We start from the raw sequence: 13,204 nt of genomic DNA, 5'->3' as shown, positions 1-13,204 counted from the left end.
TAAGTCAGCGACTTTTCACCCTTCTTTGAGGAAACCTTTTTGCTCGATAAGAAAGTGTTCCACCTGTTGCTGGAGCGCAATATCATCCTCGGTTTGTGTTGGCTCGTTTGATTCAACGCACCTAACAGATGTAATTGTACGTTGAGATGAAAATCGCCAATACAGTAACACTTGCGCCGTCAATATGATGAGGATAGCTGCGCTTGTCACTGCCCATTCTTGAACCTCACGATTATCGGCAAAGCGATTTTCGACTAATTTGGTGCCTGCGACGCAAATAAAATAAGCGGATAAGAATAGCACCCTTTGTGCTTTTTCCTGCCCTTGAGACTGCGAGAACCCTCGGCACCCTTCCCAAAATGCCAGCATGAGTACACTAGATGACAACAACAAAGTAAGCTCATACGCCGCAATGTTAAGCCACTCAACTAATCCGCTAGCAGCCATGTGTAATTGACTATCGATAAACAAATAGCCTTGCCGCCACACGACTAAGGCAGCAATGGCGATTGCAAACACAATATGCCTTTTTAAAATGGCATGTTTTTCTCTAAATAATGCCCTTGCAAGCAACCAAAACCCATTACAGGTCACACAAGCGCCCATGCCAATTAAATACTGATATCCATTTAAGGAGTCCTGCGTCAGCTTTTTGGTGGTGGCCAAAGCTATTGAGCCGCACACCAAAGCAAAGAGTAAATGTGCTGCTTTTTTCTCTTTTACAAAAAGCTGAGCAACAACCAAAGTGCAACATAGGCTAAGCAAAAGTAGGTAATAGTTTTCAATAGTCATGGCGATTGAAGGAATATTGATAGACGCAGAAACTCTAACAGCCACACCAAAAGCATTCAAATTAACTTTGTAAGTAAACTTAACACCAGCATTTTTAAAATTCGGCCTACTTTCTTTGCTTTGATTTTCAAAATCAAAGCGACGAGATAGCAAAACCTTGTCATTTTATATACCAAGTTTATTGATTTATAAGGATAAGTATTTTGTCTTCCCTCAATCTGACCAAAACAACAGGGGTTTTCTTTAGTCCCTTTAGCGTATTGAATGGTGCCGCAAAGAGCTGGGTGTGTGTCGCACTGCTCGGGCAATGGATGTTTGCTGTTTATATCTTAGGCCTATATGCCATCCCGCTTATCGTGGGACTCACAGAGCAAAGTGCAGCGGTTTCACCGGCGAGTGGACACACAAAAGATGCCAAGGTGTTTTTTAGTCATGTTTTACCCGCTGTGATTTTGGCCACCAACGGTTTATTACAGCTTATTCCTGCGGTGCGAAAACGCTTTCCACGCTTTCATCGCTACAACGGACGCGTATTTTTTATTCTCGGTATTTCGGGCGCACTCACAGGGTTATATCTCACTTGGGTAACCGGTCTTAGGCTAAGCGATGTTGGTGCCATTGGGATAACACTCAACGGTATATTAATTCCCATTGCGATATTTTTTGCTTGGCGCGCTGCCATACAAAAAAATATCGCCGCACATCAACGTTATGCCGCACATAGTTTTTTCTTGGTTAATGGGGTGTGGACGTTTCGTCTTTATTTGTTTGGTTGGTACATGGTCAATCAAGGCTTCAATGGCAATACCGCAACCTTAGATGGCCCTGTCGATATATTTATTTCGTTTGCCTGCTATCTGCTACCAATGGTACTCGCAGAGCTCTACTTTTGGGCAAAACGCCAAACCAACGTCAGCGCACCGGTTTGGATAATCACGGTGATGATGAGCCTAGGTTTTGTGATCACCGCGATTGGTGTCTGCGCGGCCGCTGTCATGATGTGGTGGCCACGCATTTCAGCCGTCTTTTTTAGTTAAATTACAGTTTAATCAGTTAGGAGTAGAAACATGCTTTCAGTCAAAGCGAACAAAATCAACAAAGGCCTAATTACATCGGCAATCTTGCTCGTGATACTAACGCTGATGTGGCAACATTTAAATGGCGGAATAGTGAGTCACTACTTACTTCACAGAGCTGATTTTCCAGCAGTATCTAACGCATGGGGCATTATCATAATTCCCGTATTAGCTTGGCTTACTGCACTGCGGCTACATAAAGCAATTGGCACAGAGCGCATTAAAAAAACAGCACCCGTGGTTATTCCTACTGAGTTTTTGGTCGCATTCTTTGTGATGTTACTCTTTAGCTTGTTGCAATCAGCCCTTTGGGAGTTCGGTTATCAAAGCCTCACCATGTATACAGCCTTAGGACTTTTGATAGCTGGATTATTTTATCCAATCTACCGCGCAGAATGCATATTGGGACACGTGGTCGGTGCTAGTTTTACCTTTGGTTATGCTATTCCACTAGTTGGCATTTTAGTGATGGCAATCGTTTCAGTGTTTTCTCTTTTTTGCTTAAAACCTATCTTTTCTAAATTACTTAAGAAGACACAAACACCAATGAGAATGGAGTAATAGTGACCTTAGAAGGCTCAAGACAACACAAATAATTCCTAGGCGCTGCTATATAACTCGTTCCTTGTCGTTTTGACTCGTGTTAAATTAGTGATGATTTTTAAGCAAGGAACGAGCGGTTATGCAAGCTAGGTTAGTTACTCACATTGTTATCGTGGCTATTTTTACGTTGCTGTCAATTGGTAGCGCTATTGCTAATAAATCAGTAGATTCGAACTCGACACTGCAGCTTTCGTCCGCTTATTTTTCGCAAAAAAGAACGGTTCATATCGTCCTGCCACCAAGCTATGAGCAAGGCAATACAGGCTATCCAGTGTTATATCTAACTGATGGCCAGAGCAATCTTGAACATACCGCTTCAGCGGCTCGCTTCTTGGCACAACAACATAAAATACCGGAACTTATCATTGTTGCCATCGAAACCAACGAACACCGCACTCGAGATCTGACCCCGTCTTATCGCAAAGGTAGCCTTGCGGTACTGGGACATTTTGCAGGTCCAACACGGCAGCAAAATCCGGGCGGTGCAGAAATGCTACTGCAATTTATCGACAAAGAACTCATCCCTTACGTAGACAAGCATTATCGCACATCAGGCTATCGCGCGTTAGCAGGACACTCATTCGGTGGGCTGTTTGCAACCTATGCGCTACTTGAAAAACCCGATTTATTTAATGGTGTGATGTTGGCAAGTCCAAGCCTTTGGTGGGATAAAGAGCGATTATTAAATGACTTACTGGCAAAAGCGTTAATCAACAAGTGTATCTACATCAGCATGGCTGACGAAAGCGCAATCATAACGCAGCCATTTCAACGTCTTAATGATGCTTGGCGAAAGCCAAATGGAATTGACTTCAAAGCGCAGCACTTTAGCGGCGAATCCCATATGAGCGTCGTCTACCCAAGCTATTATCATGGTCTGCAGCACCTCTTTAACCATTATCAGCCATCCTTGAAGGTAGCGGCCGCGGGTGTCACTCAGCTGGAAAATCATGTTGCCATCGCTAAATCGCTTTACGGACTCAAGACTTACCCCTACGACGCACTGACTTCGCTCGGGTATGGCGCCCTATTCGAACGTAACTTCACTGCGGCCATCAACCTGTTCAGCTTTGTGAGCCAGCACAACTCAGCGTCCCTCAATGCACTGCAGCAATTGGCCATGGCTTATCAGCAAAAAGGAGATAAGCCATCACTATTAAAGACCTACCAAGCCATGCTTAAGCTTGAAGGGCTAAGTGAAAGTGAACAAAAACATTTGCTCTCTGAAATCAAAGCATTGCAACACTTACATTAACTGATTTTTTCTAAAGTGATGATACTCACTCAAGGCAAGTGGCACGGAAACCACTGGATTTTGTGAATGCCCCGCGCCCTCGCTAATGCTGTGTCCCCAACGCACATTGGCAGGCGCATGCTGTTCAAGTGCCTCTAATAAACCGCGAAATGACCCCGTAATGATGTCATTCTCAGCACCGCCTATGGAGAGGTAAATATACTTAGGTTTGCCTTGAATATTGGCTAGGCTTTTTGCGAATTCTTTTACGACAACCGAGTCGTCATACCACGCAGCAGGACTAAAAGCAAAGTAGCCATCAAAAAGCGCAGGTTTAGTCACCATGGTATAAAGTACAAAACTTCCACCAGCAGAGAACCCACTTAACACACGGTTGTCGTTAATTGAGTAGTTAGCTTCTAAATAGGGTAACAGCTCGCTTTCAACAAATTGCAAAAAACGATCTGCACGACCAAAAATGGCAGGATCATTGTCACTCTCTGGACGAGCCTCAATCGCAACATCTTGTCGAGCATAAGGCGGTACTAAGTCGCGGTTGCGGGTCTCAGTCCAAAATTGATTGGGAATAGACACTAAAATGGCATCTTCTACCCTACCTTGTTCGGCAAGGCTGCTTAGTACCTCATCCCACCGCGCGAGATTAAAGTTGCCGTCGGTGCGAATAATGAGTGGATAACTATGTGCCTTGTCATATCCTTTTGGGAGGCGAATAAAGACCTTTCGATCTTCATTAAGCACTTGTGAAGACAACACTACATCAACATAATCTGAAGTGTAATGAGACTGGTACTGGGTAAACTTCCAACCAGCAGCGACGATTGCAATTAAACCTAAAAGAGAAAATAGATATCGCTTCATAAAACTTCCTGTCATTGTTTTTATTATTTCGTACTTTTGAATACAGTTTACTTCATCCTACTGTATATTTTTTAGAAACTAAATCGCAACCGCTATAATATCAAGCAGCTAAACATAACATACTGAAAACACTGAAACTTACTTCACAATTCAATGTAACATTATGTTTTAAAAATAAATTATCGCTGTAATGTGGTGTAATGGATAAAATCAGAATCTACCCTACCCTTACGCTGCGCAACAAATTTGCAACCAACTAGGTTCATTTTATTTACTTGCGCAAATCATGTATCTGCATCAGCAGTACAGCCAGATACTTCTTACACCATTTGAACAATATCTTGTCGCAGCCTTGAGGTTTTCCGATTAGATAATGCAAATGGTACCTTTTGACATGGAGTTCACAATGATGAAAATCTTAGTATCTGCCATTGCATTGGCAACCACAATGTCGAGTTTCAATTCGCTCGCTGCGCCTGAATCTTATGGCGTGCTTTTTTTAGACCGCAGTAGTTCAATGAACACGTTGCGCCCAGATGGACAAAGCCGATGTTCATTCTCAAAGCAACAGGCAGTGCAAAAAGTATCAAAGTTCTTTCTAGATGCCACAATTAATGGCCAACAGTTAAATGTGAAAACGTTTGCTAGTGGCGGTCAAATTCAATCTCTAACTAACGGGTTTGTCGGTTTCAATGCGGCAATGATGGCACTCTATCAACTAGATCCAGAAGGGTGCTCGGGGCTAACTGCACTTGCACAAGCTATGTGTGATGGCGCTGATGAGTTAAGAGCAAATTACTCAACGGAAGCCGCTAATGGCGCACTGCTAAGAGTGTATGGTTCTACTGATGGCGGCGAAAATGACAGTCCAGTCTCTAGCTGTGGCGGCTCAAATTGGCAAACGAGCGTAACCTCTAAATACCTGTTTGAGCTACCACCAGTGCAATTCAATGCCACAATCTATACAGGCACAGTGCAAAATATTCTGGCTAATAAAGATAAGATGTATGTATTAGATGTTTCATCTGCATCTCAGTCGGTATCTAGTACCCCTACATTTCAGTTTCTTAAACAGCTGAGTATTGACACCGGCGGTACTTACGAAGAGATCAGCGACTCAGATGGCGGCGACCCAGGCGATTGGTAACTCACCAAATACCAAAGCATATATAAAGGCCGATAAGGCCTTTTTTCTATTCGCCGTTGAGAAAATACAGAATGTTGTTTTTACACATTATTTAAAATAAAAAACAATTAAATTACATAAAACGCAAATACCTAAGGATCTTCAACTACACTCTCCGTGGGCATTTGCCCTGTGCAAGTTAAAAGGAGATTGTAATGAAGATTAATGGCAAACAACCGAATTTTCTAATCATTACCACAGATGAAGAGCGTTTCCCTCCGCCTTACGAAAATTCACAAGCAAAAGAGTATCGACTCAAGCACAGTGCGTGCATGGCAGAAATGCGCCGCTGTGGCATGGAATTCATGAATCATAATGCAGCAGCGACGGCATGCGCACCAAGTAGAACATCCATTTACACGGGACAATATCCATCCCTACACGGCGTGAGCCAAACTCCAGGAATTGGCAAGTCGTCATTTGATCAAAACATGTTCTGGCTGACTCCCAATACTGTGCCAACCATGGGCTCTTGGTTTCGCGAAGCGGGTTATCAAACCTATTATCGTGGTAAATGGCACCTCTCCGATGAGGATATTATCGTGCCGGGAAGTCAGCAAGCGCTGTATAGTAACTCTGAAACTGGAGAGCCTTACCCAGCAAAACAAGCTCTCTATGAGCGCGCAGAGCGTCTAGATAAGTTTGGCTTTAGTCAATGGATAGGTCCTGAACCTCATGGCGCTGCAGAGAACAATTCAGGTACGTCTCGAGATCCGGGATTTGCCAATCAAGTTTGTGAAACCCTTAAACAACTTGAAGAAAAGGCACAAAACGGCGACCAAACACCATTTTTACTGGTTTCTTCATTCGTAAACCCTCATGACATTGTATTAATGGGACAAAAAGATTGGTTTTCCAACTTTTATGCCGAAAAAGAAGCCGGTAACCTTCCAAGTGTTGCGCCAGCCCCAAGCCAAACTGAAAGCTTAATGGACAAGCCTAGATGCCAAAAAGACTATCAGCTTATGTACCCGCATATGTATCTACCACAGCCACCAGATGAAACCTATCGACAGTTTTATTACTACCTTATCGCAGAAGTGAACAAGCATATAGAACAGGTATTTAACGCATTAAAGCAGTCATCTTTTTATGAAAATACTATTGTCATTTTTACCTCAGATCATGGTGAGCTACTGGGTGCTCACGGCGGTCTACATCAAAAATGGTACACCGCGTATCAAGAAGTATTAAACGTGCCGTTTATTATTTCTAATCCTGTGCTTTTCAATCAACCTAAGCAGCTTGATATCACCACATCACATATCGACTTACTGCCTACCCTGCTTGGTCTAGCGGATATAGATATTGAGCAAACTCGTACTCAGCTTGCTAAAGATCACAGTGAGGCACAGCCACTCGTTGGCAGAAACCTATCCAACGTCATTTTAGGTGAAGCGTCGCCCAAAGAAGAAGCCATTTACTTTATGACCGATGACAACATCGAAGTTGGCAGTGATATGACGAATATGCTTACCGGTAAAGCTTACAATAGTATTATCCAACCGAACCATATCGAAGCTGTAATAACGCAACTACCGGATATCAGCGGTGATACGAAATGGAAGTTTGTGCGTTATTTTGATAACGCTCGATTCTATGAGCAAGACCCGAATTTAGTTGATCTTGGTGTTAACGATGAGCCTACCACGCAATCGTCTGTGAGTAATGTCATTGGCGTCAGCAACCCAGACGGAATAACAACCACTCAGTTCATTCCCAGTGAATACGAGTGTTATAACTTGAGTGAAGATCCGACGGAAGAGAACAACCTGTTAAGCCCGTTTTGCGAAACGCCATTGGATGCGCGGATTTTAAAAGCGCTGCAATTTACGCTACGGGAGCAGCGTAAAGCCAAACGTTTATTACCACAAAACCTCAATGAAGCACCGCAAAAGCCAGTCAACCAGCAAGTGCCGATTAGAAGGTAATCGAAAGGCTCTGCAAGTAGCCCTGAAATATACGGCTACTTGCGATATAGATATTTATGCTTTTTTAAACATTGCCAACAACTGACTTAACACCGCCGCAATAATGACACCAATCACTGCACCCAACCCAAGCTTGGCGATAATACTCAAAAGCCAGCTCAATGCAGGGATCAGATTTTCAATAGCGTGAACAATTTCTTCAAGTAAGTGGAACTGGTGAGCCAAAATATCAACGCCAACTAAAAGCATTGCCAGCACACCGGCGACTGACAAAAACTTCATCAGACCGTTAGCAAAATAAAGCAGCCCCGTCCCCACCCCACGTTTTATCGCTGCAAGTGTAGTCTTACTTGCGTCCTTAATCATGGCTAAACCAATATCATCAAGCTTAACAATCAGGGCCACGATTCCGTAAACCCCGATTGTCAGTGCAAGCCCAATTAACGAAAGGACTATTGCTTGCTTTTCAAAAGGCTGATCAGCAATCGCCCCCAGCGCAATAATGATAATTTCCGCCGATAGAACAAAGTCGGTAACGATAGCGCCCTTGATTTTGTCTTTTTCAAACTCGACTAAGTCAACACGCTCATCCTCAAGCGCTTTGACAAACTCATCGGTTTCTTGCTGTTGTTCCCGACGGTGAAAAATAGCGTGGAGAATTTTTTCGCCACCTTCAAACAGCAAGTACAGCGCCCCCAAAATTAGCATAATGGGGATCATAAACGGCGCAAAGTAACTGCAAGCCAAAGCAGCGGGCACTAAAATAAACTTGTTTAGCAAGGAGCCTTTAAACACCTTCCATACCACTGCAAGCTCCCGATCTGGTTTGATCCCGCCCGAGAGTTGCTCTGCGTTGACGGCGAGATCGTCTCCTAACACCGGAGCGGTTTTGGTTGCGGCTAATTTTGTTAGCGCAGCGACATCATCGAGCAAGGCAAGTAAGTTTGCGGATGGCATAGCACACTCCTTTCGTTTAAGTTATTCATTAAGTGCGGTTGTCAAATAGCTGCTTATGTTAGCAACAGGCCCTAATACACAATATTTTTATCATAGGCCAAACATGATATTGCAGGCATGACCGCTTCAAGACAACTTAAATGTTGTTTTAATTCTCTCGGCTCGGTAATTTTTTATACTGGATCCAAGGGATCAAAGGCGTAGTGTCGCCCTGCTATGCCGTTAGATAAGCCTCATACCCTTTTATCCAATCACGACAACAGAAGCCGTTAGCAAAAGCAAATAAGGTCTAATTTCAACACTAAAGTTGCCATTAAAGATGCTGCTTTTTTTGTTGATTAGACCTTGATAATATTTGCACGGCAGCGGTTGGCTATATGCGCTCCCTTTTAGTACAACTAGCAACAGTCTTAACGCACGCTAATTGACACCGAAATAGCGCAGTGATCGCTGAGCATTTTCTCTTCAGACATATCCGCAAAAAAGTGTACGCTGGGGGCGAATTTTACCGTGTTTGCAAGTTTGTTGCTCAGTAATATATGGTCAATCGGCACAGGGTAACGAGGGTGACAACCTGTCAGCGTCTTAGTTGCATTTATCAAAGGTGTAGAGGCGTTATTTTGGTGCTTGGTTAACTGCTGCCAAAATTGATTGTCGCCATGGCTTAAACGATGATTAAAGTCGCCCAACACAATGGTGTTGCTATTTGCGTGTTTCTTCAACCAGGACTTGAGTACTGGTAATTGCTCTGCCAGCAATCGACAGGGTTTTTTATCCGATGTCGAGTAGTTATCAACAAAACAGCCGCTTTTAAGATGGACATTAAGCAGTGAAAGCTCACCAAACTGAGTATCTAAGGTCACAACTAGACCATGTCTTAGCCCTTCAACATCCACGCTAAGTTCGCTCACGTTATCCACTTTGCTTGAGGCAAGGCTATTTTTAATTGCAAAAGCGGTTTTCTGCTGTGTAGAGACGTTGCCACTTCCTCTACAGTCGTACGTCGCGCTATCAGCTCTACTTGAAATCAGTAATTGCCACTCACTACTTGGAAAGACCTGCTCTAATGCTTTAACCGATGCGACTTCTTGCAGCGCAATAACATCTGCATTAAGCCCTTTTGCATAATCGCGCAGTGCGCTTATCTCCTGCTCATCACGAGGCCTACACCCTGTGTTCGATGGATATGCTAAATGCTCCATGTTCCAAGTCGCGATTTTAAGCGGAGCGACGGTTGCTTGGCCACTTACCGCGGAAGTACCGATATTTGTAGGCTCTGACTGGCATCCCAAAAGCGAGAGGCTAAAAATAGCGCTAAATACAAATGCAGTTAATTTTGTTGTCATAATAAATCCAGTCTATGCGATAAAATCTAATGTCAGTAGCAATCGTTTTTCCCCTGTTACTACTGCTGGTGAGCGATGCACTAAGCCACGGCCTTCATTGCCTTCCCAACGCTCGCCTTTTAATAATGCCACATCCCCACAGGCTAGTGATATTGCGTCTGCTTCCGGGACAACAGTCAGTTTGTTGCCATCCCTTGATACATGCTGGTTTCTAAGCCACTCACTGCCAGCGCCTGCTAGTGTAGTCACCAGTCGTACAGGTACTTTATCAACATGAAATTTCGGGCACATTGCAGTCTCGAGCATTTTTAACCGTAAACCAACTATGCGAAGTTCAAATAAACAGCTAAACATATCTACTATTTCAATAATATGCGCCACCATCGCATCGCTAAAATTCATCTGCTTTAACGGATCACTAACTTCGCAAGTGATATTGCTAGTCGCAATTTGTAGCGCTAATTCTATCTCTTTTGCTGTTTCTAAGTAGTGGCCAAACTCTGCTTTCAAAGCAGGTGATAATGCATGTTGCCAAATCACAATATTGGTGTTGGACTCATAAATCTTGGTTAACACAGTTGCATGTTCTGACTGCTGATGATGCACTGAGTCCACGTCAAGCAACGGCTCTATAGGCATAAGGCTATTCATAGTAACTCCAAATAGGGTTTTATTTAGTGAAAATTGCGACGCAGCGCATAGTTTCGAAGATGAGCGTAGGTGATGAGCATAGAGCCAAGCACTGTGAACAAGGTTTCTCCGCGTTGTTCACCTAAAATAGTTGCTAGCACCAAGAATGTGCAGCCTACTAACCCCATGCCCACAACAAGACCTGACTTATGCCGCACATAGCCAAACCCAAGGGCCAAAACGCTAATAGGTATTACTGCTATTAGTAACCACTCGTGAAAAGCTTCATCAGAGAGCGCTAATAAACCCGCGAAGGGAGAAAGTACAAGTAATAAAAAAGGTAATATTAAACAGTGGACTAAGCACAACATAGATAACCCAATTGCTGCTTTGTCTCCAAGCGACTGTACTTTTACGTTCACGCTTTCTCCTTTGTCATGCTCGCCCGCAATTGATACAATATAACATACCAATCAAAAAAGAGTAAAACGTTAAAAGCCATACTACAAAAGAGTGTTCGATACAAAGCCCAACATATAAAAGTGACGTATATTTAAAGCACTCAGAGAGTCAATCTCTACTTGTCGTGATTTTTCTGTGTTGTAGCAAGTACACGCAAAGGCACTTTGGAAGGTGTTTGATAAAATAGGAATGCACTGAATTACAATTCATAAGTTTGAGATTCAGAACAAACCTATGAATTGATGAGTAATCGCCAACTATGGAGCAAGGTTACGCGTTACACCCCATAGTTTCACACTCTGGATACGCAGATGGACAATGCGTTGTCCCACAAAAATAAAAGTCTGTATAACCTCGATTATAACCACCAGCAATTTGCAAAGTAACATTTTTAACAACGTGGCTATTGTCTTTATTGAGTACTTTCATGTTCCTTTTCTTAAGGCTTAGTTTCATTTTATTTCCTTGATAATCATTGTTTAAAGTTTCCAAATCGGAAACTTACTAATGGCTATACTGGCAGCGGAGAAACAAAAAATCAATATATAAAACATTTATTAAATATATTAATAACGTGATCTCCAAGCCTAAACAATGCTGTAATGTGGCAAGCGCTAAAAGCCCCATGTATGAGCACTTTTGACTCCCTATGAATTAAATAGCTTAAATAGCTGATAGCTTAAATAGCTGACACCCATCACTAATTTGCACCTTCCTAAAATTCCGCCTAAGCTTAAATTCTGCACTCAAAGGATTGAGGAAACCAAACTATGGCAACTGCCCGTAAAAAACAAATTAGTTTAACCGACACCAAATATTATCACTGTATCTCCCGTTGCGTGAGGCGCGCCTTTCTGTGCGGTGAAGATAAATTTACCGGAAAATCATACGAACATCGCCGTGATTGGGTTGAAATAGCTGTTAAATAGCTGACACCCACTGTTTGTAAATAGCTGACACCCACCACTAATTTGCACCTTCTTAAGATTCCGCCTACGCTTTAATTTTGCACTCAAAGGATTGAGGAAACCAAACTATGGCAACTGCTCGTAAAAAACAAATCAGTTTAACCGACACCAAATATTATCACTGTATCTCCCGCTGCGTAAGGCGCGCCTTTCTGTGCGGTGAAGATAAATTTACTGGAAAATCATATGAACACCGCCGGGATTGGGTTGAAGAAAAGCTCCTGATGCTGGGCTCCGTGTTTTGTATTGATATCTGTGCTTATGCCGTGATGAGTAATCACACCCACATTGTTTTATATGTTGATGATAAAAAGGCTAAGTGTCTGTCGGATAAAGCGATTGTGATACGGTGGCACAAGCTGTTTAAAGGCAATTGGATAACCCATAAGCTCGTTGAGGGAGAACCACTCAATGAATCGGAACAATTGATATTCGATGAGCATGTCGCCAAGTACAGGGAAAGGCTCGCAGATATTAGCTGGTTTATGCGAGTGCTTAACGAAGACATCGCCCGCCGAGCAAATAAAGAAGATAATTGTACAGGCCGTTTTTGGGAAGGACGGTTTAAATCCCAAGCATTACTGGATGAGGCCGCATTGGCAGCTTGTCTCGCTTACGTAGACTTAAACCCCATTAGAGCCAAAATCGCAGCAACGCCTGAGACCTCAGACTACACCAGCATCAAAAAACGCATCGACCACGCTAAGCTGGGCAAACAACCAAAAAGCCTACTACGCTTTGCTGGTAGCCCACGAAAACATATGCCTAAAGGCCTGCCCTTTGAATTCAAGTCCTATATTGAATTAGTTGAGCTCACGGGCAAATGTATTCGCGCCGATAAACGCGGTTATATCAACGAAGCGCAACCTATTCTTACTCGATTAAATATAGAGCCTGAAAACTGGATAAAACTCACTACGCAGTTTTCTCGGGTATTCCACGGTGCTGTTGGTCGAGAGCGAACAATAACCGCTTACTGTGAAACACTGCAAAAACGACGACGGACAAACCTAACAAACTGCGAGCGTTTGTTGGCTTAGCAGAGCAAGCTTTTCAACTCTAGAATTTCTTACTGTTGTATTTACAGCGCCTTGTCGTGCGCGATAAACCTGTTTTGTTGAATAGATACGCCTGAGCGCT

The 13,204-nt window shown here is 43.1% G+C and carries 13 protein-coding genes and 1 pseudogene; 7 read left to right on the top strand and 7 right to left on the bottom strand.

Annotated features, from left to right (window positions below):
• Window positions 1-15 precede the first annotated feature (15 nt).
• Window positions 16-945 (bottom strand): AraC family transcriptional regulator, encoded by a 930-nt coding sequence (locus ABMY45_RS03225; protein ID WP_235368732.1) that lies wholly within the window; start codon window positions 943-945, stop codon window positions 16-18.
• Window positions 946-995: 50 nt separating this feature from the next.
• Here ABMY45_RS03225 and ABMY45_RS03220 point away from each other — a divergent pair, with 50 nt between their 5' ends.
• The 3 genes from ABMY45_RS03220 (at window position 996) to ABMY45_RS03210 (ending at window position 3,726) form a co-directional block, all read left to right on the top strand.
• Window positions 996-1,829: a DUF2306 domain-containing protein gene (locus ABMY45_RS03220; RefSeq protein ID WP_235368733.1), complete on the top strand. Its 834-nt coding sequence runs from the start codon at window positions 996-998 to the stop codon at window positions 1,827-1,829.
• Window positions 1,830-1,859: 30 nt separating this feature from the next.
• Window positions 1,860-2,429, top strand: a complete 570-nt coding sequence (locus ABMY45_RS03215; protein ID WP_349288383.1) for a hypothetical protein — start codon at window positions 1,860-1,862, stop codon at window positions 2,427-2,429.
• Window positions 2,430-2,550: 121 nt separating this feature from the next.
• Window positions 2,551-3,726, top strand: a complete 1,176-nt coding sequence (locus tag ABMY45_RS03210) for an alpha/beta hydrolase-fold protein (RefSeq protein ID WP_235368734.1) — start codon at window positions 2,551-2,553, stop codon at window positions 3,724-3,726.
• Here the strand turns inward: ABMY45_RS03210 and ABMY45_RS03205 are convergent.
• Window positions 3,718-4,584, bottom strand: coding sequence for an alpha/beta hydrolase-fold protein (locus ABMY45_RS03205; RefSeq protein WP_235368735.1), 867 nt, complete (start codon window positions 4,582-4,584; stop codon window positions 3,718-3,720). The genes ABMY45_RS03210 and ABMY45_RS03205 overlap by 9 nt on opposite strands.
• 406 nt (window positions 4,585-4,990) lie before the next feature.
• Here ABMY45_RS03205 and ABMY45_RS03200 point away from each other — a divergent pair, with 406 nt between their 5' ends.
• Together ABMY45_RS03200 and ABMY45_RS03195 are read left to right on the top strand one after the other, a co-directional pair.
• The gene (locus ABMY45_RS03200; protein ID WP_239422237.1) at window positions 4,991-5,731 is read left to right on the top strand and encodes a VWA domain-containing protein; all 741 of its coding nucleotides are present in this window, start codon (window positions 4,991-4,993) and stop codon (window positions 5,729-5,731) included.
• A gap of 194 nt (window positions 5,732-5,925) precedes the next feature.
• On the top strand, window positions 5,926-7,701 hold the full coding sequence (locus ABMY45_RS03195) for a sulfatase-like hydrolase/transferase (protein WP_349288382.1): 1,776 nt from the start codon (window positions 5,926-5,928) through the stop codon (window positions 7,699-7,701).
• A gap of 54 nt (window positions 7,702-7,755) precedes the next feature.
• Here the strand turns inward: ABMY45_RS03195 and ABMY45_RS03190 are convergent, their stop codons facing one another.
• The 5 genes from ABMY45_RS03190 to ABMY45_RS03170 form a co-directional block, all read right to left on the bottom strand.
• Window positions 7,756-8,658, bottom strand: coding sequence for a DUF808 family protein (locus ABMY45_RS03190; RefSeq protein WP_349288381.1), 903 nt, complete (start codon window positions 8,656-8,658; stop codon window positions 7,756-7,758).
• A gap of 410 nt (window positions 8,659-9,068) precedes the next feature.
• Window positions 9,069-10,004 (bottom strand): endonuclease/exonuclease/phosphatase family protein, encoded by a 936-nt coding sequence (locus ABMY45_RS03185; protein ID WP_235368738.1) that lies wholly within the window; start codon window positions 10,002-10,004, stop codon window positions 9,069-9,071.
• A gap of 12 nt (window positions 10,005-10,016) precedes the next feature.
• On the bottom strand, window positions 10,017-10,655 hold the full coding sequence (locus ABMY45_RS03180) for a DUF1826 domain-containing protein (protein ID WP_235368739.1): 639 nt from the start codon (window positions 10,653-10,655) through the stop codon (window positions 10,017-10,019).
• Window positions 10,656-10,678: 23 nt separating this feature from the next.
• Window positions 10,679-11,056, bottom strand: a complete 378-nt coding sequence (locus tag ABMY45_RS03175; protein WP_349288380.1) for a MerC domain-containing protein — start codon at window positions 11,054-11,056, stop codon at window positions 10,679-10,681.
• A 310-nt stretch (window positions 11,057-11,366) separates the two neighbouring features.
• The gene (locus ABMY45_RS03170; RefSeq protein WP_029215937.1) at window positions 11,367-11,552 is read right to left on the bottom strand and encodes a hypothetical protein; all 186 of its coding nucleotides are present in this window, start codon (window positions 11,550-11,552) and stop codon (window positions 11,367-11,369) included.
• Window positions 11,553-11,866: 314 nt separating this feature from the next.
• Here ABMY45_RS03170 and ABMY45_RS03165 point away from each other — a divergent pair.
• A pseudogene (locus ABMY45_RS03165) lies at window positions 11,867-12,010 on the top strand (transposase); the annotation flags it as partial.
• Between the two features lie 122 nt (window positions 12,011-12,132).
• On the top strand, window positions 12,133-13,104 hold the full coding sequence (locus ABMY45_RS03160; RefSeq protein ID WP_211868213.1) for a transposase: 972 nt from the start codon (window positions 12,133-12,135) through the stop codon (window positions 13,102-13,104).
• The last annotated feature ends 100 nt before the right edge of the window (window positions 13,105-13,204 follow it).

The organism is Pseudoalteromonas sp. XMcav11-Q, from assembly GCF_040104525.1.
GTDB lineage: Bacteria > Pseudomonadota > Gammaproteobacteria > Enterobacterales > Alteromonadaceae > Pseudoalteromonas.
Note: the sequence above shows the minus strand (reverse complement) of the source record. Positions and strands in the feature narration are given on the sequence as shown.

Coding starts and splice junctions, on each gene's coding strand:
- ABMY45_RS03195 (WP_349288382.1), top strand. CDS start 5,926: ATGAAGATTAATGGCAAACAACCGAATTTTCTAATCATTACCACAGAT.
- ABMY45_RS03215 (WP_349288383.1), top strand. CDS start 1,860: ATGCTTTCAGTCAAAGCGAACAAAATCAACAAAGGCCTAATTACATCG.
- ABMY45_RS03185 (WP_235368738.1), bottom strand. CDS start 10,004: ATGACAACAAAATTAACTGCATTTGTATTTAGCGCTATTTTTAGCCTC.
- ABMY45_RS03210 (WP_235368734.1), top strand. CDS start 2,551: ATGCAAGCTAGGTTAGTTACTCACATTGTTATCGTGGCTATTTTTACG.
- ABMY45_RS03200 (WP_239422237.1), top strand. CDS start 4,991: ATGATGAAAATCTTAGTATCTGCCATTGCATTGGCAACCACAATGTCG.
- ABMY45_RS03205 (WP_235368735.1), bottom strand. CDS start 4,584: ATGAAGCGATATCTATTTTCTCTTTTAGGTTTAATTGCAATCGTCGCT.
- ABMY45_RS03170 (WP_029215937.1), bottom strand. CDS start 11,552: ATGAAACTAAGCCTTAAGAAAAGGAACATGAAAGTACTCAATAAAGAC.
- ABMY45_RS03190 (WP_349288381.1), bottom strand. CDS start 8,658: ATGCCATCCGCAAACTTACTTGCCTTGCTCGATGATGTCGCTGCGCTA.
- ABMY45_RS03180 (WP_235368739.1), bottom strand. CDS start 10,655: ATGAATAGCCTTATGCCTATAGAGCCGTTGCTTGACGTGGACTCAGTG.
- ABMY45_RS03160 (WP_211868213.1), top strand. CDS start 12,133: ATGGCAACTGCTCGTAAAAAACAAATCAGTTTAACCGACACCAAATAT.